This window comes from Paraburkholderia sp. D15 (genome assembly GCF_029910215.1).
Taxonomy (GTDB): domain Bacteria; phylum Pseudomonadota; class Gammaproteobacteria; order Burkholderiales; family Burkholderiaceae; genus Paraburkholderia.
This window is the reverse complement of the sequence record NZ_CP110395.1, coordinates 3,631,065-3,655,562: the sequence shown is the minus strand read 5'-3', so window position 1 is coordinate 3,655,562 and position 24,498 is coordinate 3,631,065. Positions and strand designations below refer to the sequence as shown.

The following is a 24,498-nucleotide window of genomic DNA, read 5'->3' as shown; positions in this document are numbered from 1 at the left end:
CGCGCGCGGCTACGTTGGCGGCGCACGCACGGCGTTCTAATCCTTTTCAGGGCGACAGACGGGAGATCTGCCAGTCGCCGTGTTCGCTCGAACGCGTGTAGAGCAGACGGTCGTGCAGACGCGACGGCCGGCCCTGCCAGAATTCGATTGCTTCGGGTACCAAACGATAACCGCCCCAGTGCGGCGGACGCGGCGGCGCGTCGCCATACTGCGCGCTGATTTCGCGTTCGCGCGTTTCGAGCTGCGAGCGGCTTTCAATTACCTGACTCTGATTCGATGCCCATGCGCCGATGCGCGAACCGAGCGGGCGCGACGCGAAATAGGCATCGCTTTCTTCAGCGCTGGTTTTAACGATGCTGCCCTCGACGCGCACCTGGCGTTCGAGTTCGATCCAGTAAAACAGCAGGCTGGCGTAAGGATTGGCGCCGAGTTCGCGGCCCTTGCGGCTTTCGTAATTGGTGAAGAAAACGAAGCCGCGTTCGTCGACGGCTTTGATCAGCACAATGCGCGCCGACGGCCGGCCGCGCGAGTCGACCGTGGCGAGCGTCATCGTATTCGGCTCGGGGAGTTGGGCGGCGACCGCCTGGTCGAACCACGTGTCGAACTGACGAAACGGGTTGCGGTCGATGTCGGCAACGTCCAAAGAACCCAGCGAATAGTTTTTTCGAATGTCGGCGAGTGAGGTCATGTTCTTATGCGAACGCTACAGTTCAATCAGTATAGCCAGGGAGAAAATTCTTTGCGCGCGGCCACACAGGACTTCGCGCCGTGCATCGAAGTGTATTGCGCCTTCTCGCGACACGTTTGTTCTGAGTCACCCTTGCGGCGATAGGGATTGATGCGTTCAGGCAAAATACCGGCTGCGTCCGCCCGGGCGGCGCGTTTTTCCGTTCTGCCTGAATTTCACCGAGCCCCGCCATCATGTCCAGCACCACCGCGCCAACCGATCTTACTACCAGCCTCGACGGGAATGAAACCGCCGACCGCGCGCGGCGCTTCGGCGGCATCGCGCGTCTGTATGGCGCACCCGCGCTGGCCGCGTTCGAGGCCGCGCACGTCGCGGTGATCGGCATCGGCGGGGTGGGCTCGTGGGTGGCCGAGGCGCTTGCGCGCAGCGCGATCGGCCGGCTGACGCTGATCGATCTCGACAACGTCGCCGAGAGCAACACTAACCGGCAGATCCACGCGCTCGACGGCAACTACGGAAAACCGAAGGTCGAGGCCATGGCCGAACGCATCGCGGCGATCAATCCGTATTGCGACGTGCGGCTGATCGAAGACTTCGTCGAGCCCGACAATTTCGCCGCGACGCTCGGCGGCGGGTTCGATTACGTGATCGACGCGATCGACAGCGTGCGCACCAAAACCGCATTGATCGCGTGGTGCGTCGAGCGTGGGCAGCCGTTGATCACGGTGGGCGGCGCGGGCGGCCAGCTCGATCCAACGCGCATTCGCATCGACGATCTCGCGCTGACGATTCAGGACCCGTTGCTCTCGAAAGTGCGCGGCCAGTTGCGCAAGCAGCATGGTTTTCCGCGTGGCCCGAAGGCGAAGTTCAAGGTGAGCGCGGTGTATTCGGACGAACCGCTGATCTATCCGGAAGCCGCCGTCAACGATATCGATGAGGAAGCGGAGCACGTGAGCACGTCGCCGGGTCATACGGGACCGGTCGGGTTGAATTGCGCGGGTTTCGGTTCGAGCGTGTGCGTGACGGCGAGCTTTGGGTTTGCCGCCGCCGCGCATGTGTTGCGGGCGTTGGGCAAGCAGGCGGGGTAAGGCGGAAGGTTTGAATTAACGCCGGCTGTTTGAAGCGGAATGCGGCGGCCGTTTGAACGGCCACCGCCTCTTCAGCGTATTACCTGGACGCCTGCAGGTTTAAAACAGCGACGCGCTCAACTTGCGCCGCCATTGCGACACCAGTTGCGGTTGATGCGCGGCGAGATCGAACACCGACAACATCGTCTTGCGGCCGATATCGTCGCGGAACGTGCGGTCGCGTTGCACGATCGCGAGCAGATGTTCGAGCGCGCCTTCGTATTTACGATGCGCAATCAGCGCGCTGGCCAGATCGAAACGCGCTTCGAGATCGTCCGGCTGGGCGGCGACGCGGGCTTCGAGTGCGTCCGTGGGCGGCAGGTCGGCGGCGGCATCCACCGCGTCGAGCCGCGTCTTGATCGCGTTGAAACGATCGTCGATCCCTTGCGTGGTTTTCGGCGACAGCAGATCGACCTCGTTGCGCGCTTCGTCGATACGATCGTCTTCGATCAGCATCTCGATGCGGTCCATGCGTGCTTCGTCGAAGCCCGGGTCATAGGCGAGGGCGGCTTGCAGCGCGTCGTACGCATCCTCGCGGCGGCCGTCTTCCAGCGCGGCCTGCGCTTCGAGACGCGCGGCGTCCGCGCCTTGCGGCACCAGCCGCTCGATAAACTCGCGCAACTGCCCCTCGGGCAGCACGCCGACGAACTGGTCGACCGGCCGGCCGTCGGCGAACGCCATGACGTGCGGAATGCTGCGCACCTGGAAGTGCGCGGCCAGTTCCTGATTCTCGTCGACGTTCACCTTCACGAGTTTCCATTTGCCGCCGGCTTCGGCTTCGAGTTTTTCCAGCATCGGCCCGAGCGACTTGCACGGGCCGCACCAGGGCGCCCAGAAATCGACCAGTACGGGGGCCAGCGTCGACGCCGTGATGACGTCCTGTTCGAAAGTGGCCAGAGTGGTGTCCATTGCGTCCTCGTCGATAAAACGTTGTCTTATAAAGTGGGGCCGGGCGCGGCGGATTCAATATCGATACCCTGAATGCGCTCGCGGCCCGTACCGCTATGCCGTCCGTGCGTCCCTGCCGGTACGTTGATGCGTTCCGTCTTGCTCCTGTTTTGCCTACTTACGCTCCGGCAGCGGAATCCATTCGGTTTCGCCCGGCACCTTGCCCATCTCCTGAGCGGTCCACGCGAGCTTTGCCGCTTCGATCTTCTCGCGCGAACTCGCGACGAAATTCCATTCGATAAAACGCTCGCCGTCCAGCTTCTCGCCGCCGAGCAGCATCACGCGCGCGCCGTGGGTGCTGGCGAGCGTGACGGTTTCGTCGAGCGCGAGTACCGCCATCTGACCGGCTTCGAGCGGCGTGCCGTCGATTTCCAGATCGCCGTCCACCAGATACACGCCGCGTTCCTCGTGTTCCGGTTCGAGCGCGAAGGCGCCGCCCGCCGCGAATTCCGCGGCGACGTACAGCGTGCCGGAAAACGTCGCGACCGGCGAGGTGGCGCCGAACGCGGTGCCCGCGATCACGCGCAGCGTCACGCCATTGCGCTCGACGACCGGCAGCGTGTCGGCGGCATGATGCGCGAACGACGGCTCGACCTCTTCGTCGTCGAGCGGCAACGCGACCCAGGTCTGGATGCCGTGCATGGTCAGGCCGCTCGCGCGGTCTTCGTCCGGCGTGCGTTCGGAATGGACGATGCCGCGTCCGGCGGTCATCCAGTTGACGTCGCCGGGGACGATCTTCTGCGCCGAGCCGAGACTGTCGCGATGCATGATCGCGCCTTCGAACAGATACGTGACGGTGGCAAGGCCGATATGCGGATGTGGCCGCACGTCGAGTCCGACGCCGGGTGCGAGCGTGGCCGGACCCATGTGATCGAAGAAGATGAACGGACCGATCAGACGCGCGGCCATGGCGGGCAGCACGCGCCGCACGCTCAGACTGCCGACGTCGCGCAGATGCGGTTTGAGGACTGCTTTGATCGAGGAAGACATGGGCAGGCTCGGCTGGGATGGGGTTGGAATGGTGCTCGATGGATGATTTTACTGCGGCGGCCGCCATGGCGACGGTAGCCACGGTGACGTCGATGGCGACGTCGATGGCGACGGCGCGGCGCGCTCGCCGGCCTTCCCATGCCGCGTCCGCTAAACTGCCGGATCGAACAATCGATTGGAGACCGGCATGTCGCCGAAGGATTTGCTGCTCGCGCTCGTCGTCGTGGTGGCGTGGGGCGTCAACTTCGTGGTGATCAAGGTCGGCCTGCACGGTATCCCGCCGATGCTGCTCGGCGCGCTGCGCTTCACGCTGGTCGCGATTCCCGCGGCGTTTTTCGTCAAACGGCCGAAGCTGCCGTGGCGCTGGCTCATCGCGTATGGCGCGACGATCTCGCTCGGCCAGTTCGCGTTCCTGTTCTCGGCCATGTACGTCGGCATGCCGGCCGGCCTTGCCTCGCTGGTTCTGCAAGCACAGGCGTTTTTCACGCTGATGTTCGCCGCGCTGTTCCTGCACGAGCGCTTCCGCCTGCCGAACCTCGTCGGTTTGCTGATCGCGGCGGCCGGGCTTGCGGTGATCGGCCTGCAAGGCGGCCACGCGATGACGCTCGCCGGCTTCGTCCTCACGCTATGCGCCGCCTGCTCGTGGGCGCTCGGCAACATCGTCACGAAGAAAGTGGGCAAGGTCGATCTGCTCGGCCTCGTGGTGTGGGGCAACATGATTCCGCCGCTGCCGTTCTTCGCGCTGTCTTACGCGCTCGAAGGGCCGCGGCGGATGGCGGCGGCGCTGTCCAACATCAGCGCGACCTCGATTTTCGCGATCGTCTATCTGGCCTTCATCGCGACGCTGATCGGCTACAGCTTGTGGAGCCGTCTGCTGTCGCGCTACCCGGCAAGCCAGGTCGCGCCGTTTTCGTTGCTGGTGCCGATCGTCGGACTGGCGTCGGCGTCGCTGTTTCTCGACGAGCGGCTGTCGGCCGTGCAGGTGGCCGGCGCGCTGCTGGTGATGGCAGGGCTCGCCGTGAACGTGTTCGGCGGCTGGGTCGTCGAGCGGCTTTCGCCGCGCACGCTCAGGTCATGCGATTCTTCGCGAGCGGAGGATTCGCCGCGAAATAACGCTTGATGCCGTTCATGATCGCGTCGGCCATCTTGTCGCGGTAGGCGTCGTCGTTCAGGCGGCGCTCTTCGTCCGGGTTGCTGATGAAGGCCGTCTCCACCAGGATCGACGGAATGTCCGGCGCCTTCAGCACCGCGAACCCGGCCTGCTCGACCGAGCCCTTGTGCAGCTTGTTGATGCCGCCGATTTCCTTCAGCACGAAGTTGCCGTAGCGCATCGAATCGCGGATCTGCGCGGTGGTCGACATATCGAACAGCGCGCGGTTGACGGTCGCATCGGCGGATTTGATGTTGATGCCGCCGATCTGGTCCGACGAGTTTTCCTTGTTCGCCATCCAGCGCGCGGCGGCGCTCGACGCGCCGTGCTCCGACAGCGCGAACACCGACGAGCCTTTCGCTTCCGGCGTGGTGAACGCGTCCGCGTGAATCGACACGAACAGGTCCGCGCCGACGCGCCGCGCCTTCTGCACGCGCACGTTCAGCGGCACGAAGAAGTCGGCGTCGCGCGTCATCATGGCGCGCATGTTGGGTTGGGCGTCGATCTTCGCGCGCAGCTTCTTCGCGATGTCGAGCGCGACGTGTTTCTCGTACGTGCCCGAGCCGCCGATCGCGCCCGGGTCCTCGCCGCCGTGACCCGGATCGATCGCGACGGTCAGCAGCCGCACCGTGTTGCTCTTGCCGGATTTGGGCGCGGTGAACGCGTAGGTATCGTCGCCGCCGTTGTCGTCGTCCGTGCCCAGCGTGCTGCCGCCGCTGTTGCCCGCGTTGCCCGCGTTGCCCTTGTTGCGTGCGATCGCGGCGGGCGGCGCTACCGGCGATGTCGGCGTGTTCTTGCCGATGATCGGCGGCATCGGCGTCGGCGCGACGTGCACCGGCGGACGCGGCACGCCGTTCGACATGCCGCCGCCGTTCTGCGCGCCGTTCTGTGCGTAGCGCTCGAAAAACGCCTCGCTGTTGTCGGCCGTGGGCGGCGTCGTGCCGGGGCCGCTGAGCGTGGCCGGCGGCGGAGGCTGGGGCGTGTCGTTCAACGTCTGCTGCTTGCGCTCGCTCTGCGCGAGCAGGTCCATCAGCGGATCGGGTGCGACTGCCGGATACAGGTCGAACACCAGCCGGTACTTGTACGCGCCGACCGGCGGCAGCGTGAACACCTGCGGCTTCACCGAACCCTTCAGGTCGAACACCATGCGCACCACGTGCGGCTGATACTGGCCGACCCGCACCGACGAAATCTGCGGATCGTTCGGCGTGATCTTCGACACCAGATCCTTCAATGCCTGGTCGAGATCGAGGCCGCTCAGGTCGACCACCAGCCGGTCCGGCCCCTGCAGCAGTTGCTGGGCGTTCTGCAACGGCTGATCGGATTCGATCGTCACGCGCGTGTAGTCGCGCGCCGGCCAGACCCGCACGCCGAGCACCGAGCTGGCCCACGCGAGACGCGGTGCGACGAGGCCGAGCACGAGCGTGGAGGCGCCCGCGCGCAGAATCTGCCGGCGCCGCCAGTTATGCGTTGCGGTAGCCGCCGATTCGATCGAGCGGAACGGTTTGATCAACATCTTTCGAGACATGCCTTTCCTGATTCGCTGTAAGCGCGTGCGACGAGTACGCGGCCTTCGCCGGTGGTGTCCAGATCGAGCGAGAAGACGAGATCCGGCACGCCCAGCAGCGACCCCGCGCGTTGCGGCCATTCGACGAGGCAGATTGCGCCGCTGTCGAAATATTCCCGAAAGCCCGCATCGGCCCATTCGGCCGGATCGCTGAATCTGTACAGATCGAAGTGATAGAGCGCGAGTTCCCCGGCCGGCCGTTCGAGCACGTACGGTTCGACGAGCGTATACGTCGGACTGCGCACGCGGCCGGCGTGGCCGAGGCCGCGCAAGGTCGCGCGGACGAGTGTGGTTTTGCCGGCGCCGAGATCGCCGACGAGTTGAACTTGCAGGCCCTGGAATGCCGCGCCGGTGGCCGCGTCACGATTCGCATCGTCACCCGCGAGCGGCGGCGTTGCGCCGCGCACGCTTTCGATCGCGTGCGCGAAGCGCTCGCCGAACGCGAGCGTGGCCGCTTCGTCCGCGAGCGCGAAGGTGCGTTCGACGAGGACAGCGGCGGGCGGTTGAATCGCGTGATCGGGATTGACAGGCATTCTCGTAAAATGGCGTGATGAACCGAAGTCCGGAGTCCCCTGTGATCAGCACGCCCACGTCCCCTGACGATGTGCGTGCCGAGCGTCGTTTCGATGAAGCGGCGCTGAGTGCGCTCGCGCTGAACATCAAAAGCTGGGGCCGTGAACTGGGTTTTGGAGCGATCGGCATTAGCGACACCGATCTCTCGACTGCCGAAGCGCCGCTTGCAGCATGGCTGGAGGCGGGTTGTCACGGCGAGATGGATTATATGGCGAAACACGGGATGAAACGCGCGCGCCCGGCCGAGCTTGTGGCCGGTACGCGACGTGTGATCAGTGCGCGGATCGCCTATCTGCCGATGCAAACGGTGATGCCTGGGGGGCGGGACGCGTCGCTGCCGGAGTCGTCGCATGGGGCGTTGCAAACCTCGCGATCGACGGCGAGTGGAAAGGCGTCCGAAAGCGCGACGCGTGACGCCACCCCCGTCATGCGCGACTGGCGCGCGGTCGAGACGGCGCGGCTCGCGGACCCATCGGCGGCCGTGGTGTCGATCTACGCGCGCGGCCGCGACTATCACAAGGTGATGCGTAACCGCTTGCAGCATCTGGCCGAGAAGATCGAAGCCGAGATCGGCCCATTCGGCTACCGCGTATTTACCGATTCGGCGCCGGTCCTCGAGGTAGAACTTGCGCAGAAGGCGGGTATCGGCTGGCGCGGCAAACACACGCTGCTGTTGCAACGCGACGCGGGTTCGCTGTTTTTTCTCGGCGAGATTTTCGTCGACGTGCCCTTGCCGACCGACGCCGACGTCGAGCCCGAACTCGCGCCGCTATCGCCGGGCTCGCACTGCGGCAGTTGCACGCGCTGCATCGGCGCCTGTCCGACCGGCGCGATCGTCGAGCCGTACAAGGTGGACGCGCGGCTGTGCATCTCCTATCTCACGATCGAACTGAAAGGCAGCATTCCGCGTGAGATGCGTCCGCTGATCGGCAATCGCGTGTACGGCTGCGACGATTGCCAGCTCGTCTGCCCATGGAACAAATTCGCGCAGGCCGCGCCGGTCGCCGATTTCGATGTGCGGCATGGACTCGACCGCGCGTCGCTGGTCGACCTGTTTGCGTGGAGCGCCGACGAGTTCGATACGCGCATGCAGGGCAGCGCGATTCGCCGCATCGGTTACGAGAGCTGGCTGCGTAACCTCGCGGTGGGGATGGGCAACGCGTTGCGCGCGCCGTCGCAGGCGATCGATACGCAGGCCCGCGAGGCGATCGTGCACGCGTTGCGCTTGCGGACCGACGATCCGTCCGCGGTGGTGCGCGAGCATGTGGAATGGGCGCTGGAAGCGGCGTAGAGTAGCGGCGCGGTGGATTCGTTGCGCGAGGTGGCGGTGAGAACGTGCCGCGCACGCAATGCATTGCAAAGTACCGCGCGAGTTTCAGGAGCGAGCAATCATGTTCAACGCAGTGATCGATGCACCGTTCGGCAAGGTCGGCATTCGTCTCGAAGGCGATGCCGTGCGCGAGATCGTCTATCTGCCCGCGTCGATCGAAAACGTCGCGCCGGACTCGCCGCTCGCCCGCGAGGCGGCCGGGCAGATCGAGCGATATTTCGAGCAGGCCTCGGCGACGTTCGAACTGCCGCTCGCGCCGGTCGGCACCGCGTTCCAGCAGCGCGTCTGGCAGGCGATCGGCGCGATCCCGCCGGGCATCGTGCTGACCTACGGGCAACTCGCGAAGCAGATCGGCAGCGTGCCGCGCGCGGTGGGGCAGGCGTGCGGCTCCAACTATTTTCCGATCGTGATTCCGTGTCACCGGGTGGTGGGCTCGGGCGACATCGGCGGATTCGCGCATCATGCCGGCGACGGTTTCTTTCGCGACGTCAAACGCTGGCTTCTCAAGCATGAAGGCATTCCCTACGCATGAGCGATACCCTGGCTGACGACGCGAACGTCGCGTCGCCTCTCTTCGCCGCGAGTTCCGCGTCGATCGATGCATTCTGCGACGCGCTGTGGCTCGAACACGGGCTGTCGCGCAACACGCTCGACGCGTATCGCCGCGACCTGCGGCTGTTCTGCGAATGGCTTGCGCAACAGCGCAACGCGTCGCTGGATATCGCGACCGAAGCCGATCTCAACGCGTACAGCGCGGTGCGGCAGAAGGACAAGTCGACGTCCGCGAACCGCCGGCTATCGGTGTTTCGCCGTTATTACGCGTGGGCCGTGCGCGAGCATCGTGCGAAGGTCGATCCGACGCTGCGCATCCGCTCGGCGAAGCAGCCGCCGCGGTTTCCGTCCACCTTGAGCGAGGCGCAGGTCGAGGCGCTGCTCGGCGCGCCGGACATCGATACGCCCCTGGGTCTGCGCGACCGCACGATGCTCGAATTGATGTACGCGAGCGGTCTGCGCGTCACCGAACTCGTCACGCTGAAGACCGTGGAAGTCGGTTTGAACGAAGGCGTGGTGCGCGTGATGGGCAAGGGTTCGAAGGAACGGCTGATTCCCTTCGGCGAGGAAGCGCACGGCTGGATCGAACGGTATCTGCGCGACGCGCGGCCCGCGCTGCTCGGCGCGCGCGCGGCGGACGCGCTGTTCGTGACGAATCGTGCCGAAGGCATGACGCGTCAGCAGTTCTGGAACATCATCAAGCGGCACGCGGCGGCGGCGGACGTGCATGCGCCGTTGTCGCCGCACACGTTGCGGCATGCGTTCGCGACGCATCTGCTGAACCACGGCGCCGACTTGCGCGTCGTGCAGTTGCTGCTCGGGCACACGGATATTTCGACCACGCAGATTTATACGCACGTGGCTCGCGAGCGGTTGAAGTCGCTGCATGCGCAGCATCATCCGCGCGGGTGAGGTGGTGTTGGCGTGGTGTTCGCCGTTGCGTCATCCGCCGCGGCTTTCAGCTGCGACGAACCCGCGTCAAAGAAACTCGCGCAACCGGTGCTTGAGAATCTTGCCGGTCGACGCAGCCGGCAACGCCGCCAGCACTTTCACCTCGGCGGGACGCTTGTACGGCGCGAGACGCTCGCCGCACCACGCGATCAATTCCGCCGGCGTCACCGTTGCACCCGTCAGCAATTCGACGAAGGCGATCACTTCCTCGTTGCCTTCCACCGCGCGGCCGATCACCGCCGACTGCACGACCTGCGGATGCGCGTTCAGCACATGCTCGACTTCGGCCGGATACACGTTGAAGCCGGACCGGATGATCAACTCCTTGCTGCGCCCGACGATGTGTAATGCACCGTCCGCTTCCTGCCGCGCGAGATCGCCGGTCTTCAGCCAGCCGTCGGCGGTGACGGCGGCGCGCGTCTGTTCCGGGTTGCGGTAATAGCCGAGCATCACGTTCGGCCCGCGCACCCACAGCTCGCCGATCTCGCCCGGCGCGGCTTCGGCGCCATCGAGTCCGACGAAGCGCACCTCGACGCCCGGAATGACCTCGCCGACCGAGCAGTCGCCGCGCGGCCGGTCGAGCATGGTCTGCGAAACGGTCGGGCTGCTTTCGGTCATGCCGTAGCCGTTGTGCAGCGGCAAACCGTAGGCGGCTTCGACCTGCGCTTTCAACGCGGCGTCGAGCGGCGAGCCGCCCGAGTAGGCGAAGCGCAGCGACGGCGCGGACCACGCGTGCCCCTGCGTATGCAGATGTTCGAGCAGCTTCGCATGCATGGCCGGCACGCCCTGAAAGATCGACACGCGTTCGCCGGCGAGCGCGCGGCGCACGGCTTCCGGCACGAAACGCGGCGCGAGCCGCAAGGTAGCGCCCGCGTAAAGGCTGCCGAGGCACACCGACGCGAAACCGTACACGTGCGAAATAGGCAGCACCGCGTAGACCACGTCGTCCGGACCGACCCGGCGCAGACCGCTCGACATCGCGGCGATGAACGCCAGATTGCGATGCGACAGCATCACGCCTTTCGGCGCGCCGGTCGTGCCGGTGGTGTAGATCAGCGCCGCGCATTGACGCGCGTTGGCGGCTTCGACCGGTTCGGCCTGCACGCTGCCGTCGATCGTGTACGACCACGCGCCGATGTCGGGCGTCAGCGTCGGCGCGGCGCTCGCCTGGTGACGCGCGGCATGCTGCTGCGCGTCCGTCGAGCTTTCCACGCCGTATGCGACCACGCGCGGTTGCGCATGCGCGCGGATCGAATCGAGTTCCGCCGCCGACAGTCGCGCGTTCGACACCAGCGCCCACGCGTCGAGCTTCGCCGTCGCGAACAACAGCACGATCTGCGCGACGCTGTTCTCCGCGACGATCATCACGCGATCGCCGCCGCGCACGCCCCATTCGCGCAACAGCGCGGCGGCGGCCTCGACGGCTTCCAGCAACTGCGCGTTGGTGAGGCGGCGTGCGTCTTCGATCAACGCGACGTGCGCGGGATCGCGCGCGGCGGCGCGCGCCGGGATCTCGCTGATGCGCGTGGGCAGCGCGGCGAGCAACGCGGAAATATCGAGCGGGGCCGCGGTGGATGAATTGACGTTCAACGCTGTCTCCATTTAACGATCCGGTGCCGGGCGCCAGGTTCGTTCGAAAATTTCCGAACGATCGTGCCACAATCGCCGGGCCCGCACAATTGGCCGTTCGGCAAATAGCCGTTGTGCAAACTCGCCATTACAATGCGCCGATGAGCAAATCCAGACACGTTTCCGAAACGCCGGCCACCCAGTTTCTGCGCCGTCACGGCGTCGCGTTCGGTGAACATCCTTACGACTACGTCGAGCACGGCGGCACGGCGGAATCGGCGCGCCAGCTCGGCGTGGACGAGCATCATGTCGTGAAGACGCTGGTGATGGAAGACGAACACGCGAAGCCGCTGATCGTGCTGATGCACGGCGACCGCACCGTCAGCACCAAGAACCTCGCGCGGCAGATCGGCGCGAAACGCGTCGAGCCGTGCAAGCCCGAGGTGGCGAACCGGCATTCCGGTTATCTGATCGGCGGCACATCGCCGTTCGGTACGCGCAAGGCCATGCCGGTGTACGTCGAGTCGAGCATTCTGGAGATGGAGCGGATCTGGCTGAACGGCGGCCGGCGCGGATTTCTGGTCAGCATCGACCCGCAGGTGCTGACCGGTCTGCTGACGGCGAAGCCGGTGCAATGCGCGAGCGTCGATTGACGTTTGTCTGAATGTTTTCCGGGCGGCCGGGTTCGGTAGAATGTGCGCCGCTTTGCCGCGGCGCGTGCGTTCCATCGCGCATCGCGCTGCGTGGTGATGTTTTGTGTGCCCTGTTGCGGCTGGGGTATCGAGTTTCAGACCGCCGATCCTTATAAGAGTCCCTTGATGCAAAACCTGATCGTTGCTGTCGTTGCCTACCTGATCGGCTCGCTGTCGTTCGCCGTGATCGTCAGCGCCGCGATGGGTCTCGACGACCCGCGCTCGTACGGCTCGGGCAATCCGGGCGCCACCAACGTGCTGCGCAGCGGCAGCAAGAAGGCCGCGATTCTCACGCTGATCGGCGACGCTTTCAAGGGCTGGCTGCCGGTGTGGTGCGTCGTGCACTTCGGCGCGCGGTTCGGGCTCGACGATACGTCGGTGGCGATCGCGGCGATCGCGGTGTTTCTCGGCCACCTGTATCCGGTGTTCTTCCGCTTCAAGGGCGGCAAGGGCGTGGCGACCGCGGCGGGCGTGCTGCTCGCGATCAATCCGGTTCTTGGCGGCGCGACCCTGCTGACCTGGCTGATCGTCGCGTTCTTCACGCGTTACTCGTCGCTGGCGGCGCTTGCCGCGGCGGTGTTCGCGCCGTTGTTCGACGGCTTTCTGTTCGGGCCGCACATCATCGCGCTGTCGATCGTGGTGATGAGCACGCTGCTGGTGTGGCGCCATCGCGGCAACATCAGCAAGCTGATGCGCGGGCAGGAAAGCCGGATCGGCGACAAGAAGAAGGCGGCGGGCGGCGGGAGCCCGGCGGCGGGGAACGATCTGTAAAGCGGGCTTTGAGGCGGGCTGGAAAGCGGGCTGTAAAGCGGGCCATAAAGCCGGCTGTAAAGCGATCCATGCATCGATTCACGAAGCGCGCGGGGTGACGCGGAGCGCCGCGCTCACCCATGCGCGTGACGCTTAATCGCGGAAGTTGTTGAAGTCGAGCGGCGTGTCGGTCACGTCCTTGCGCAGCATCGCGATCACGCTTTGCAGGTCGTCGCGCTTGCCGCCGGTGATACGCACCGCGTCGCCCTGAATGCTCGCCTGGACCTTGATCTTGCTGTCCTTCACGAGGCGCACGATTTTCTTCGACAGGTCGCCGGACACGCCCTTCTTGATCTTGATGACCTGCTTGACCTTGTCGCCGCCGATCTTCTCGATCTTGCCGTAGTCGAGGAAGCGCACGTCCACGTTGCGCTTGGCCATTTTCGACAGCAGCACGTCCTTCACCTGGCCGAGCTTGAACTCATCGTCCGCATAGGCGGTGATTTCGCTTTCCTTGTGCTCGACGCGCGCGTCCGACCCCTTGAAGTCGAAGCGGGTTGAGATTTCCTTGTTGGACTGCTCGATCGCGTTCTTGACTTCAATCATGTTCGCTTCGCAGACGACGTCAAACGATGGCATTGCATTCTCCCAATAGTGCTGCGGTGCGTGACGCGGCCGGTCGGCTGCTCACGGGGCACTCGCTATAATCACGGACCGGACGTCATTTTACCGACGCCGTTCCCTTTTGCCCAAGGCTGCCGTGCATTGCGATTGTCGCGTGAGCCGGGGCCGATGTCGTTTCATTGTGGCCGGGTTACCGCTTCGTTGTTGCTTCCGTTTAGCTTCGTCGTCGTTCCATTCGACTTTTTGTCCGTCGATTCACCCTGCCTATTTCGTGCCGATTCCCATGCATCACTCCGATTCTCCCGCGTTCATGGCGGACTACCCGCTGAAGGCGCACAACACCTTCGGCTTCGACGTCCGCGCGCGTTTCGCGTGCCGGATCGAACACGAGGCGCAATTGCTGGCCGCCGTGCGCGATCCGCGCGTGGCCGGGTTGCCGCGTCTCGTGCTGGGCGGCGGCAGCAACGTCGTGTTGACCGGCGACTTCGACGGACTGGTCGTGCTGATCGCGTTGCGCGGCCGCCGCGTGGTGCGCGAGGACGAGAACGCGTGGTACGTCGAGGCGGGCGGCGGCGAATCCTGGCATGAGTTCGTCGCGTGGACGTTGGCGCACGGCATGCCCGGTCTCGAGAATCTCGCGCTGATCCCGGGGACGGTCGGTGCGGCGCCGATCCAGAACATCGGCGCTTACGGCCTGGAAATGGGCGAGCGGTTCGCGTCGCTGCGGGCGGTCGAGCTTGCGACGGGCGAGGTCGTCGAACTCGACGCGCAGGCGTGCGGCTTTGGCTATCGCGACAGTTTCTTCAAGCGGGAAGGGCGCGACCGCTTCGTGATCACGTCGGTGACCTTCCGTTTGCCGAAGGCCTGGCAGCCGCGCGCGGGATACGCGGATCTGGCGCGGGCGTTGGCCGCGGATGGTCATGGCGGCGATGCCGCGCCATCCGCGCAGGCCGTGTTCGACGCGGTCGTGGCCGTGCGTCGCGCGAAACTGCCCGATCCGCTGGAACTGGGCAATGCCGGCAGTTTCTTCAAGAATCCGGTGGTGGATGCCGCGCAGTTCGAGGCGCTGAAGCGCATGGAGCCGGAGGTGGTGTCGTATCCGCAGGCGGACGGTCGCGTGAAGCTCGCAGCCGGCTGGTTGATCGACCGCTGCGGCTGGAAGGGCCGGGCGATGGGTGCGGCCGCCGTGCATGAGCGGCAGGCGCTGGTGCTGGTGAACCGCGGCGGCGCGAGCGGGGCCGACATCCTGGCGCTCGCCAAAGCGGTGCAGCGGGATGTGTTCGAGCGGTTCGGCGTGGAGCTGGAGGCCGAGCCGGTTTGCCTGTGATGGGTGGCGGATGGATGCCAACAAAACGATGACGCAAAAAAAGCGCCGGGAGATTTTTCTCCCGGCGCTTTTTTGCTTCTGCCCGTCAGCTATAGGCTAAGGGCACATTTCTATCGCTATCAATCGCGCTGACGGCGCGCATTTTCCGCGATCCGCATACGCAGCGCGTTCAGCTTGATAAAGCCGCCAGCGTCAGCCTGGTTGTACGCGCCGCCATCGTCGTCGAACGTTGCGATGGTCTTGTCGAACAGCGTTTCCTTCGAATCGCGCGCGACGACCGACACGCTGCCCTTGTACAGCTTCACACGCACCCAGCCGTTGACCTTTTCCTGCGTATGGTCGATCAGCACCTGGATCGCACGGCGCTCCGGGCTCCACCAGTAGCCGTTATAAATCAGCGACGCGTAACGCGCCATCAGATCGTCCTTCAAGTGCGCGACTTCGCGGTCGAGCGTGATCGACTCGATGCCGCGGTGCGCCTTCAGCATGATCGTGCCGCCCGGCGTTTCATAGCAGCCGCGCGACTTCATGCCGACGTAGCGGTTTTCCACCAGATCCAGACGGCCGATGCCGTGCTTGCCGCCCAGACGGTTCAGCTCGGTCAGCATTTCGGCGGCCGACAGGCGCTTGCCGTTGATTGCGACCGGGTCGCCGTGCTCGTACTCGATGTCGAGGTATTCGGCGGCGTCCGGCGCCTGTTCCGGCGACACGGTCCAGCGCCACATATCCGCTTCGGCTTCCGCCTTCGGGTCTTCCAGATGACGGCCTTCGAACGAGATGTGCAGCAGGTTCGCGTCCATCGAATACGGCGCGCCGCCTTGCTTGTGCTTCATTTCGATTGGAATGCCGGCCTTTTCCGCGTACGCGAGCAGCTTTTCGCGCGACAGCAGATCCCATTCGCGCCACGGTGCGATCACCTTGATGCCGGGTTCGAGCGCGTAGTAGCCGAGTTCGAAGCGCACCTGGTCGTTGCCCTTGCCGGTTGCGCCGTGCGACACCGCCTGCGCACCGCTGGCACGCGCGATTTCGATCTGACGCTTCGCGATCAGCGGACGCGCGATCGACGTGCCCAGCAGGTACTCGCCTTCGTAGATCGTGTTGGCGCGGAACATCGGGAACACGAAGTCGCGCACGAATTCCTCGCGCAGATCTTCGATGAAGATGTTTTCCTGCTTGATGCCGAGCTGCAGGGCTTTCTTGCGCGCCGGCTCCAGCTCTTCGCCCTGGCCGATATCGGCCGTGAACGTGACGACTTCGGCGTCGTAGTTGTCCTGCAACCACTTCAGGATGACGGAGGTGTCGAGGCCGCCCGAATAGGCGAGCACGACTTTCTTGATATCGCTCATGGTGAACTCGTAGCTGGAAAAAGCGGGAAAACAACGCGCACCGGCGGGTCCGAAGCGCGGAAAAAGCACTATTTTGACACTAAACCGGAGCGAGTCCGGTTCCAGGCCGATTTGGGGCCGACTTCCGGCTCGATTCTCAACCGCTGGCTGCCCGCGTTGTCGGGCAGAGAGGGCGACAGGACCGGGTCCGTTGTGCGGACCCGTCGACGGCCGGATGCGTGGCGGTGACCTGGTGACCTTGCCTCGTATTCAAGGCCCCGTCGCGCTTCACGCAGACAATGCTCGAGATGCTGCTGGATGTTGCTAAACGCGCGGCCGGCTCAATGATTGAGTTTGCCGAGCAGCAGGTATTCCATCAATGCCTTCTGCACGTGCAGACGATTTTCCGCTTCGTCCCACACCACGCTTTGCGGGCCGTCGATCACTTCCGCGCTGACTTCCTCGCCGCGGTGGGCGGGCAGGCAGTGCATGAACAACGCGTCTGCGTTGGCGCGCGCCATCATGTCGGCGTCCACGCACCAGTCGGCGAAGGCTTTCTTGCGCGCTTCGTTTTCGGCCTCGAAGCCCATGCTGGTCCAGACGTCGGTCGTGACGAGGTCGGCGCCTGCGCAGGCCTCGTTCGGATCGTCGAACTCTTCGTAGAACGGCGCGCTTTCGGCGGCGACCATCGCGCGATCCAGCTTGTAGCCCGGCGGCGTGGACAGACGCAGTTTGAAGCCGAGAATCTGCGCGGCTTCGATCCACGTGTACAACATGTTGTTGGCGTCGCCGACCCACGCGACCGTCTTGCCGCGAATCGGACCGCGATGCTCGAAATACGTGAAGATGTCCGCCAGCACCTGGCAAGGATGGTATTCGTTGGTCAGCCCGTTGATCACCGGCACGCGTGAATTTTCTGCGAAGCGCTGGATGATGTCCTGGCCGAACGTACGGATCATGATGATGTCGACCATGCGCGAGATGACCTGCGCCGCGTCTTCGATCGGTTCGCCGCGACCCAGCTGGGTGTCGCGTGTGCTCATGAACACCGCGTGACCGCCGAGCTGGAAAATGCCGGCTTCGAAAGAAAGACGCGTACGCGTGGAATTCTTCTCGAAGATCATGGCCAGCGTGCGGTCGTGCAGCGGATGGTACGTCTCGTAGCTCTTGAATTTGCGCTTCAGAATGCGCGCGCGTTCGAGCACGTACTCGTAGTCGTCCAGCGAGAAATCCTTGAACTGCAGATAGTGGCGAATTTTCTTGGCGGTCATGAAACAAATACGGCGGTCTCACCCGGCAGGATTGCCGGACGGCGCCGCCGTCGTTTGTGGTAACTCAATGCAGCATAAAGGATTTCGCCCCGTTTGACGAGTCGGCCGAATGGCCAGCCACGGCGCGGCCGGGCGGCGGGCAAGCTGTCTGAAAGACGCGCACAGGCATCAGACTAGTCTTGTGTGCGCTGCGGAAAAAGGTCCGCTGCGCTATAATCTTGCGGTTATCCCAAAGCCCAGCAAGGCCGTATTTCGCGCGTCGGACACGGTTTGCGCGGTCCGCGCGGCGCGCCTTCGCATGGATGGCATGCATGCGGCGCGTGCTCGTGACAGCTGCCGGGGCGGTTCGGCCGCCCCCTCGCAGGTCGTCGTGGCGCACCTCGGTGTCGTGGCAAGCTTGCGCATCTCGCGCCGTTCGTTTCGCCGTCATCCCGCTGGGCAGTTACACAGGTATTCCTACATGGCCGAAGAAGCTCCAACCGAATATTTCATTCAGGGCATCACGTCGAAGGGAAAGCGGTTCCGACCGAGCGACTGGTCGGAGCGGCTCGCGGGCGTGATGGCCTGCTTCGGACCTGGCGCTAAAAAGGGGCCGAACGCCTACATGCAGTATTCGCTGTACGTGCGGCCCACCATGATCGGCGACCTGAAGTGCGTGATTCTCGATTCGCGTTTGCGGGACATCGAGCCGATGGCTTTCGATTTCGTGCTTAACTTCGCGAAGGACAACGACCTCGTGGTGACCGAAGCGTGCGAGTTGCAACTCGAACACGCGGCGCCGCTGGAAAAACGGCACATCATCTAGCAGGTCGTGAGCTGGCCGGCCGAAGCCGGGCCGGACCGAAAAAACAAAAACCCGCCAGCGGCGGGTTTTTTTGTGCCCGATATCACGCGACCGGTGATCGGGTGGTCGGATTCACGCATCGAGGCGTGCGACCGGCTGTTGATGCTGGCGATGCTGACGCGTTCATCAAGCAAAAAAGCCCGCCAAAGCGGGCCTTCTTGTGCAGCGGAAACAGGAGGTAGCCCACCGAAGCGGGCTGACCGGAATTACTGCGCTGCGGGCGCTTGCAGACCCTTGATGGCTGCAGCGAGACGGCTCTTATGGCGAGCAGCCTTGTTCTTGTGAACGATTTTCTTGTCGGCGATGATGTCGATGGTCTTCGACGATGCCAAGAAGATTTCAGCGGCCTTAGCCTTGTCGCCGGCGTCGATCGCCTTGCGGACAGCCTTGATAGCCGTGCGGAACTTCGAGCGCAGTGCCGAGTTGTGCGAGTTTGCCTTGGCGGCCTGGCGGGCGCGCTTGCGTGCTTGTGCGGAGTTAGCCATGACGGTTCCTTATCCTGTTCCTGTTTCCAGTGCCTGACCTTCAAGTGGAGAGGCGCTGCTTTTAATCCGAACCCCTGGAAGCGATTGCCCAGGAGCGCAAAGGTGTCGAAAAAATCGATCGGTATTACGCGAAGGCGGGCCTGTGTTTCGGCGCATATCGGAGAAATCGGGAGCGTTCCCGACGATTTCCGGTGGTCTCGGCGACCGGCTCGATGTTACTTGATGTCACGCTTGGCGCTGCGTGAAGCCGATCTGAGCCCCGTCCGAAAGTGAGGCGAGCTTCGAAACCGGCGATTATAGCAACAAAATCAGGCACGTGGCAACGGGGAATGTATCGGTGCGTGCCGCCCGGCCGGCGCAGTGCAAACATTGGATCGAACGTCTGCGCGGCGAATTTGTCCGATGCGCTGTCCGATTCCCGGTCCGATGCGCATTCCGGCTCGTCGTCCGCCCTCGCGGCACCCGTATAATAAGCGCCCCATGAATCTATTCCGAGCCCTGCTGACGGTCAGCGGCTTCACGCTGCTGTCGCGCGTGACCGGACTGGCCCGCGAAACGCTGATCGCACGCGCTTTCGGTGCCAGTCAATACACTGACGCGTTCTACGTCGCCTTCCGCATTCCGAACCTGTTGCGCCGCATCTCGGCCGAAGGTGCGTTCTCACAGGCCTTCGTGCCGATCCTCGCGGAGTTCAAGAACAGCCAGGGGCACGACGCCACCAAGGCGCTGGTCGACGCGACCTCCACCGTGCTCGCGTGGGCACTGGCGATCATGTCGCTGCTCGGCGTGCTGTTCGCGTCCGGCGTGGTGTTCGTGGTCGCGTCGGGCCTCGCGCACGAAGGCCAGGCGTATGCGCTCGCGGTCACCATGACCCGCATCATGTTCCCGTACATCATTTTCATCTCGCTGACGTCGCTGGCGTCGGGCGTGCTGAATACGTACAAGAACTTCTCGTTGCCCGCGTTCGCGCCGGTGCTGCTGAACGTCGCGTTCATCGGCGCGGCCGTGTTCGTCGCGCCGCGTCTGCAAACGCCGGTGTATGCGCTCGCGTGGGCGGTGATCGTCGGCGGGGTGTTGCAGTTCATCGTGCAACTGCCGGGGCTGAAGAAGATCGACATGATCCCGCGCATCGGGCTGAATCCGCTGAAGGCGCTCGCGCATCGCGGCGTGAAGCGCGTGCTCGCGAAGATGGTGCCGGCCATGTTCGCGGTGTCGGTCGCGCAGATCAGTCTGATCATCAACACCAACATCGCGTCGCGCATCGGTCCCGGCGCCGTCTCGTGGATCAACTACGCCGACCGGTTGATGGAGTTCCCGACCGCGCTGCTGGGCGTCGCGCTCGGCACGATCCTGCTGCCGAGCCTGTCGAAGGCGCACGTCGATGCCGATCCGCACGAGTATTCGTCGCTGCTCGACTGGGGGCTGCGCGTCACCTTCCTGCTTGCCGCGCCGAGCGCGATCGCGCTGTTTTTCTTCGCCGAACCGCTGACCGCCGTGCTGTTTCACTACGGCAAGTTCGACGGCAATTCCGTCGTGATGGTGAGCCGCGCGCTGGCCGCGTACGGTGTCGGCCTGATCGGCCTGATTCTGATCAAGATCCTCGCGCCCGGTTTCTACGCGAAGCAGGACATCAAGACGCCGGTGAAGATCGGCGTGGTCGTGCTGGTGCTGACGCAGCTCAGCAACTACGTGTTCGTGCCGATCTTCGCGCATGCCGGCCTCACGCTGAGCGTCGGCCTGGGCGCGTGCGGCAACGCGTTGCTGCTGTTTCTCGGGCTGCGCAAGCGCGGCATCTACATGCCGTCGAACGGCTGGCTCAAATTCTTCGTGCAGTTGCTGGGCGCCTGCCTCGTGCTGGCGGGTGCGATGCACTGGCTGGCCATCAGCTTCGACTGGATCGGCATGCATAACCGGCCGGTGGACCGGATGGTGCTGCTCGGCGCGTGCCTCGTGCTGTTCGCCGCGCTATATTTCGGTATGCTTTGGCTGATGGGCTTCAAGTACGCGTATTTCAAACGACGAGTGAAATGATCACGATGACGCGAGTTCTCGACTATTTCAGCACGCTCGTTGCCGAAGACGAAAGTCTGCCGCTGACCGAGGCGGCGCTGTCGATCGCGCAGGACGCTTATCCCGATCTCGACCTGCAAGGTACGCTGGCCGAAATCGACGAACTGGTGCTGCGCTTGCAGCGTCGCATGCCGGAAGACGCCGACATCCGTCAGAAGGTTGGCATCCTGAACCGGTTCTTCTTTCGCGAGCTGGGCTTCGCCAGCAATCTCAACGATTACTACGATCCCGACAACAGCCATCTGAACGCGGTGCTGAAGCGCCGTCGCGGCATTCCGATTTCGCTCGCGGTGCTGTATCTGGAGATGGCCGAGCAGATCGGTATCCCAGCGCGTGGCGTGTCGTTTCCCGGACATTTCCTGTTGCGCGTGACCACGCCGGACGGCGACGTGATGCTCGATCCGACCAATGGGCATTCGCTTTCCGAATCGCAGATGGTGGATATGCTGGAGCCGTTCGTGGCGTCGGCGGGCGGCTCGGTGAGCCGGACGCTGCGTGTGCTGCTGCAGCCGGCCACGCGGCGCGAGATCATCGCGCGGATGCTGCGTAATCTGAAGTCCACGTATCTTCAGACCGAACGCTGGCAGCGTTTGCTGGCGGTGCAGGAGCGGCTGGTGATCCTGTTGCCGGGCAGTATCGAGGAGGTGCGCGATCGCGGTTTCGCGTATGCGCGGCTCGACTATCTGCGGCCCGCGCTGGAAGATCTCGAACGTTATCTGGGCGACTGTCCGGATGCCGAGGATGCGACGGTGGTGGAATCGCAGTTGCACGAGTTGCGGCAACGGACCCAGCATAACGACGGCGATTAGTTTTTCACGCCTGGCACGTCTTGCTGAAGCCAACAAAAACGCCTGAGTATGAATCGGTCGCGATTCATACTCAGGCGTTTTTGCATCCGGCAGCGCGCCGCTTACATCAAACGGCACACTGCCGCGCGTGATCGATCCATCACGCGACGGCGCCCGTCACTTCGGCTGCATGCGGATCGCGCCGTCCAGACGGATCACTTCGCCGTTCAGCATCGGATTGTCGAAAATCTGCTTGGCCAGCATCGCATATTCGACCGGTTTGCCCAGGCGCGGCGGGAACGGCACCATCGCACCGAGCGCGTCCTGCACTTCCTGCGGCATGCCGAGCAGCATCGGCGTTTCGAAAATGCCCGGCGCGATCGTCATCACGCGGATCGCGTTGCGTGACAGATCGCGGGCGATCGGCAGCGTCATGCCGGCCACGCCGGCCTTCGATGCCGCATACGCCGCCTGGCCGATCTGACCGTCGAATGCAGCCACCGACGCCGTGTTGACGATCACGCCGCGCTCGCCGTGCGCGTTCGGCTCGTTCTTCGCCATGGCCGCGGCCGCGAGCCGGACCATGTTGAACGTGCCGATCAGGTTGATCGAGATGGTGCGCGCGAAGGCGTCGAGCGGATGCGGGCCGTCCTTGCCGACGGTCTTCACGGCCGGCGCGACGCCCGCGCAGTTGACGAGGCCGCGCAGCGTGCCGAGCCTGGTTGCCGCTTCCACGGCTTGCGTTGCGTCGTCTTCGCGGCTCACGTCGCACTTCACGAACACGCCGCCGAGTTCCTGCGCGAGCGCTTCGCCCGCAGCCTGGTTCAGGTCGGCGAGCACCACCTTGCCGCCGTTCTCGACGAACAGGCGCGCGGTCGCCGCGCCGAGTCCCGATGCGCCGCCGGTGATCAGGAATACGTTGTCACGAATCTCCATGTCTTCTCCTTTGCTACGGTATGTTCAGTTGTGTCTGGATCGAATATCTTTTCGATGGTCGATTGTAACGGCTATGCTGCAGCGCGGAAAGCGAAGCGGCGGCGTCGCCGGACAGATCGCCAGCCAGGATCGAATAGATACGGATGGCTAATTAAATTCCGCGCCGCCAACCCGAAGTGGCCTTGCGCTAAACGCATGCCGCATAAGAAAAAACCCGCCGGCAAGGGCGGGTTTTCGATTGCATTCGCGAAAGGCGAGGGCGCTTACTTCAGCGCGTCGAACGCGCGGGTGCGAATTTCGTCGACGCCGCCGAGGCCCGAAATGCGGCGATATTGCGGCGCCTGCAGCGTGCTCGACGCATCGCCGTTGTTCGCCCAGTTCGTGTAGTACTCGATCAGCGGCTTGGTTTGCGCCTCGTACACTTCCAGACGCTTCTTGACCGTTTCTTCCTTGTCGTCGTCGCGCTGGATCAGCGGTTCGCCGGTCACGTCGTCCACGCCTTCGACCTTCGGCGGATTGAACTTGACGTGATACGTGCGGCCCGATGCGGCGTGCGAGCGGCGGCCGCTCATACGCACGATGATCTCGTCGAACGGCACGTCGATTTCCAGCACGTAGTCGATCGCGACGCCGGCCTGCTTCATCGCTTCGGCCTGCGGAATGGTGCGCGGAAAGCCGTCGAACAGATAGCCGTTCGCGCAGTCCGCCTGCTGCAGACGTTCCTTCACCAGGTTGATGATCAGCTCGTCCGTAACCAGTTCACCTGCATCCATGAAACGCTTGGCTTCGAGACCGAGCGGCGTGCCGGCCTTGACGGCGGCGCGCAGCATGTCGCCGGTGGAAATTTGCGGAATGCCGAATTTTTCCTTGATGAAGGTTGCTTGAGTGCCCTTGCCCGCACCGGGTGCACCCAACAGGATCAAACGCATGTGATATCTCCAGATCTATGTGAATTCTTGGGTGGCGCTGCTGACGTCCCGCGAGAGGTCGGGGGGACCGCGTCGGCTGCCGTTTGCGAATCTCGCGCAGCACGTCGATGACGGCGCTGCGAGACTGGCACGGCGCGACCGGGCAAACCCTGACTCCCGCTTGTAGCGGGAGGCGCGCACAACCGTCCGATTATGCCATGGGTTTTTCTGCTCAAGACCCGAATAAAGCCTGTACGCGTGCGAGATCGGCAGGTGTGTCGACGCCGGGCAGCGGTGCGTTGTGCGTGATCTTCACCGCGATGCGCTCGCCGTGCCACATCGCACGGAGTTGTTCGAGCGCTTCGACCTGCTCGATCGGCGAGATCGCGAGCGTGGGGTACGTGCGCAGGAATTGCGCGCGATAGGCGTACAGACCGATGTGCCGGTAGACCACGGCGGGGGCCGGCGGTGTGGGCATGGACGCCACGTCCGGCCAGTGCGGCTGGTACGCGTCGCGCGCCCAGGGAATCGGCGCGCGCGAGAAGTACAGCGCGACGCCGCGTGCGTCGAGCACGACCTTGACGACGTTCGGATTGAAGATTTCGTCGGCGTCGACGATGGGATGCGCGGCGGTGGCGATCGCGCAGCCCTCGCTTGCCGCGAGGTGCGACGCCACGCCGCACACGAGTTCGGGGTCGATCAGCGGTTCGTCGCCCTGCACGTTGACCACGATCGTGTCGTCACCCCAGCCGAACTGCGCGGCGACTTCCGCGAGACGGTCCGTGCCCGACGGATGATCGGCGCGCGTCAGCACCGCGTCGAAGCCATGCTCGCGGGCCGCGTCGAGCACCGCTTGCGCGTCCGATGCGATCAGCACCTGCTGCGCGCCCGATTCGCGCGCGCGTTCGGCGACCCGCACGACCATCGGCTTGCCGCCGATGTCGGCGAGCGGCTTGTTGGGCAGACGTGTCGACGCGAGCCGGGCCGGCACGACGGCGATGAATGCAGGAGTAGTGGCGTTGGCTTGGGACAT

24 protein-coding genes are annotated in these 24,498 nt (G+C 64.3%); 11 read left to right on the top strand and 13 right to left on the bottom strand.

The genetic code is table 11. The features are described from left to right. Positions 1 to 46 precede the first annotated feature (46 nt). Positions 47 to 688, bottom strand: coding sequence for a pyridoxamine 5'-phosphate oxidase (gene pdxH / locus LFL96_RS15820; protein WP_280996136.1), 642 nt, complete (start codon positions 686 to 688; stop codon positions 47 to 49). A gap of 233 nt (positions 689 to 921) precedes the next feature. Between pdxH and tcdA the strand changes: the two genes are divergently transcribed. After that, the gene (gene tcdA, locus LFL96_RS15815; protein WP_280996135.1) at positions 922 to 1,776 is read left to right on the top strand and encodes a tRNA cyclic N6-threonylcarbamoyladenosine(37) synthase TcdA; all 855 of its coding nucleotides are present in this window, start codon (positions 922 to 924) and stop codon (positions 1,774 to 1,776) included. A gap of 99 nt (positions 1,777 to 1,875) precedes the next feature. Here the strand turns inward: tcdA and trxA are convergent, their stop codons facing one another. Both trxA and LFL96_RS15805 read right to left on the bottom strand, forming a co-directional pair. Continuing rightward, positions 1,876 to 2,724, bottom strand: a complete 849-nt coding sequence (gene trxA, locus LFL96_RS15810; RefSeq protein ID WP_280996134.1) for a thioredoxin — start codon at positions 2,722 to 2,724, stop codon at positions 1,876 to 1,878. A gap of 153 nt (positions 2,725 to 2,877) precedes the next feature. Further along, positions 2,878 to 3,753 carry a pirin family protein gene (locus LFL96_RS15805; protein ID WP_280996133.1) on the bottom strand — a complete coding sequence of 292 codons (876 nt, stop codon included), beginning with the start codon at positions 3,751 to 3,753 and terminating at the stop codon, positions 2,878 to 2,880. Positions 3,754 to 3,940: 187 nt separating this feature from the next. Here LFL96_RS15805 and LFL96_RS15800 point away from each other — a divergent pair, with 187 nt between their 5' ends. After that, positions 3,941 to 4,873 carry an EamA family transporter gene (locus tag LFL96_RS15800; RefSeq protein ID WP_280996132.1) on the top strand — a complete coding sequence of 311 codons (933 nt, stop codon included), beginning with the start codon at positions 3,941 to 3,943 and terminating at the stop codon, positions 4,871 to 4,873. On the opposite strand, the gene LFL96_RS15795 is transcribed toward LFL96_RS15800, so the two are convergent. Continuing rightward, positions 4,821 to 6,431 (bottom strand): N-acetylmuramoyl-L-alanine amidase, encoded by a 1,611-nt coding sequence (locus tag LFL96_RS15795; protein ID WP_280996131.1) that lies wholly within the window; start codon positions 6,429 to 6,431, stop codon positions 4,821 to 4,823. The genes LFL96_RS15800 and LFL96_RS15795 overlap by 53 nt on opposite strands. Further along, entirely contained in the window at positions 6,413 to 7,003 is a 591-nt protein-coding gene (tsaE, locus tag LFL96_RS15790; RefSeq protein WP_280996130.1) for a tRNA (adenosine(37)-N6)-threonylcarbamoyltransferase complex ATPase subunit type 1 TsaE, read from the bottom strand. The genes LFL96_RS15795 and tsaE overlap by 19 nt, the downstream gene beginning before the upstream one ends. 17 nt (positions 7,004 to 7,020) lie before the next feature. On the opposite strand from tsaE, the gene queG reads away from it, so the two are divergent. The 3 genes from queG (at position 7,021) to xerD (ending at position 9,837) form a co-directional block, all read left to right on the top strand. Next, positions 7,021 to 8,334, top strand: coding sequence for a tRNA epoxyqueuosine(34) reductase QueG (gene queG, locus LFL96_RS15785; protein WP_280996129.1), 1,314 nt, complete (start codon positions 7,021 to 7,023; stop codon positions 8,332 to 8,334). Between the two features lie 100 nt (positions 8,335 to 8,434). Then, positions 8,435 to 8,905 (top strand): methylated-DNA--[protein]-cysteine S-methyltransferase, encoded by a 471-nt coding sequence (locus LFL96_RS15780; RefSeq protein WP_280996128.1) that lies wholly within the window; start codon positions 8,435 to 8,437, stop codon positions 8,903 to 8,905. Next, positions 8,902 to 9,837 (top strand): site-specific tyrosine recombinase XerD, encoded by a 936-nt coding sequence (gene xerD, locus LFL96_RS15775; RefSeq protein WP_280996127.1) that lies wholly within the window; start codon positions 8,902 to 8,904, stop codon positions 9,835 to 9,837. The genes LFL96_RS15780 and xerD overlap by 4 nt, the downstream gene beginning before the upstream one ends. A 66-nt stretch (positions 9,838 to 9,903) precedes the next feature. On the opposite strand, the gene LFL96_RS15770 is transcribed toward xerD, so the two are convergent. Beyond that, a complete protein-coding gene (locus LFL96_RS15770) occupies positions 9,904 to 11,466 on the bottom strand; it encodes an AMP-binding protein (protein ID WP_281000785.1) in 1,563 nt (520 codons plus the stop codon). A gap of 140 nt (positions 11,467 to 11,606) precedes the next feature. On the opposite strand from LFL96_RS15770, the gene ybaK reads away from it, so the two are divergent. Beyond that, on the top strand, positions 11,607 to 12,098 hold the full coding sequence (gene ybaK / locus LFL96_RS15765; protein ID WP_280996126.1) for a Cys-tRNA(Pro) deacylase: 492 nt from the start codon (positions 11,607 to 11,609) through the stop codon (positions 12,096 to 12,098). 165 nt (positions 12,099 to 12,263) lie between these two features. Further along, positions 12,264 to 12,908, top strand: a complete 645-nt coding sequence (plsY, locus tag LFL96_RS15760; protein WP_280996125.1) for a glycerol-3-phosphate 1-O-acyltransferase PlsY — start codon at positions 12,264 to 12,266, stop codon at positions 12,906 to 12,908. A 132-nt stretch (positions 12,909 to 13,040) separates the two neighbouring features. Here the strand turns inward: plsY and LFL96_RS15755 are convergent, their stop codons facing one another. Next, on the bottom strand, positions 13,041 to 13,526 hold the full coding sequence (locus tag LFL96_RS15755) for a YajQ family cyclic di-GMP-binding protein (protein ID WP_280996124.1): 486 nt from the start codon (positions 13,524 to 13,526) through the stop codon (positions 13,041 to 13,043). A 268-nt stretch (positions 13,527 to 13,794) separates the two neighbouring features. Here LFL96_RS15755 and murB point away from each other — a divergent pair, with 268 nt between their 5' ends. After that, positions 13,795 to 14,838 (top strand): UDP-N-acetylmuramate dehydrogenase, encoded by a 1,044-nt coding sequence (murB, locus tag LFL96_RS15750; protein WP_280996123.1) that lies wholly within the window; start codon positions 13,795 to 13,797, stop codon positions 14,836 to 14,838. A 119-nt stretch (positions 14,839 to 14,957) separates the two neighbouring features. Here murB and LFL96_RS15745 read toward each other — a convergent pair whose 3' ends face one another. Further along, positions 14,958 to 16,184, bottom strand: coding sequence for an argininosuccinate synthase (locus LFL96_RS15745; protein WP_280996122.1), 1,227 nt, complete (start codon positions 16,182 to 16,184; stop codon positions 14,958 to 14,960). A 320-nt stretch (positions 16,185 to 16,504) separates the two neighbouring features. Further along, on the bottom strand, positions 16,505 to 17,434 hold the full coding sequence (gene argF, locus LFL96_RS15740) for an ornithine carbamoyltransferase (RefSeq protein ID WP_280996121.1): 930 nt from the start codon (positions 17,432 to 17,434) through the stop codon (positions 16,505 to 16,507). A gap of 460 nt (positions 17,435 to 17,894) precedes the next feature. Here argF and LFL96_RS15735 point away from each other — a divergent pair, with 460 nt between their 5' ends. After that, positions 17,895 to 18,239, top strand: a complete 345-nt coding sequence (locus tag LFL96_RS15735) for a DUF3579 domain-containing protein (RefSeq protein WP_281000783.1) — start codon at positions 17,895 to 17,897, stop codon at positions 18,237 to 18,239. 245 nt (positions 18,240 to 18,484) lie between these two features. Here LFL96_RS15735 and rpsT read toward each other — a convergent pair whose 3' ends face one another. Beyond that, positions 18,485 to 18,763, bottom strand: coding sequence for a 30S ribosomal protein S20 (gene rpsT / locus LFL96_RS15730; RefSeq protein WP_007180577.1), 279 nt, complete (start codon positions 18,761 to 18,763; stop codon positions 18,485 to 18,487). Positions 18,764 to 19,243: 480 nt separating this feature from the next. Between rpsT and murJ the strand changes: the two genes are divergently transcribed. Together murJ and LFL96_RS15720 are read left to right on the top strand one after the other, a co-directional pair. Beyond that, on the top strand, positions 19,244 to 20,794 hold the full coding sequence (gene murJ / locus LFL96_RS15725) for a murein biosynthesis integral membrane protein MurJ (RefSeq protein WP_280996120.1): 1,551 nt from the start codon (positions 19,244 to 19,246) through the stop codon (positions 20,792 to 20,794). Between the two features lie 5 nt (positions 20,795 to 20,799). Continuing rightward, positions 20,800 to 21,642: a SirB1 family protein gene (locus LFL96_RS15720; RefSeq protein WP_281000781.1), complete on the top strand. Its 843-nt coding sequence runs from the start codon at positions 20,800 to 20,802 to the stop codon at positions 21,640 to 21,642. Positions 21,643 to 21,798: 156 nt separating this feature from the next. On the opposite strand, the gene LFL96_RS15715 is transcribed toward LFL96_RS15720, so the two are convergent. From LFL96_RS15715 to kdsB, 3 genes are all read right to left on the bottom strand, one after another. Next, positions 21,799 to 22,557: a 3-hydroxyacyl-CoA dehydrogenase gene (locus LFL96_RS15715; protein ID WP_280996119.1), complete on the bottom strand. Its 759-nt coding sequence runs from the start codon at positions 22,555 to 22,557 to the stop codon at positions 21,799 to 21,801. Positions 22,558 to 22,820: 263 nt separating this feature from the next. Next, complete coding sequence (gene adk, locus LFL96_RS15710; RefSeq protein ID WP_280996118.1) at positions 22,821 to 23,486, bottom strand: adenylate kinase; 666 nt, start codon at positions 23,484 to 23,486, stop codon at positions 22,821 to 22,823. Between the two features lie 211 nt (positions 23,487 to 23,697). Further along, on the bottom strand, positions 23,698 to 24,498 hold the full coding sequence (kdsB, locus tag LFL96_RS15705) for a 3-deoxy-manno-octulosonate cytidylyltransferase (protein ID WP_280996117.1): 801 nt from the start codon (positions 24,496 to 24,498) through the stop codon (positions 23,698 to 23,700).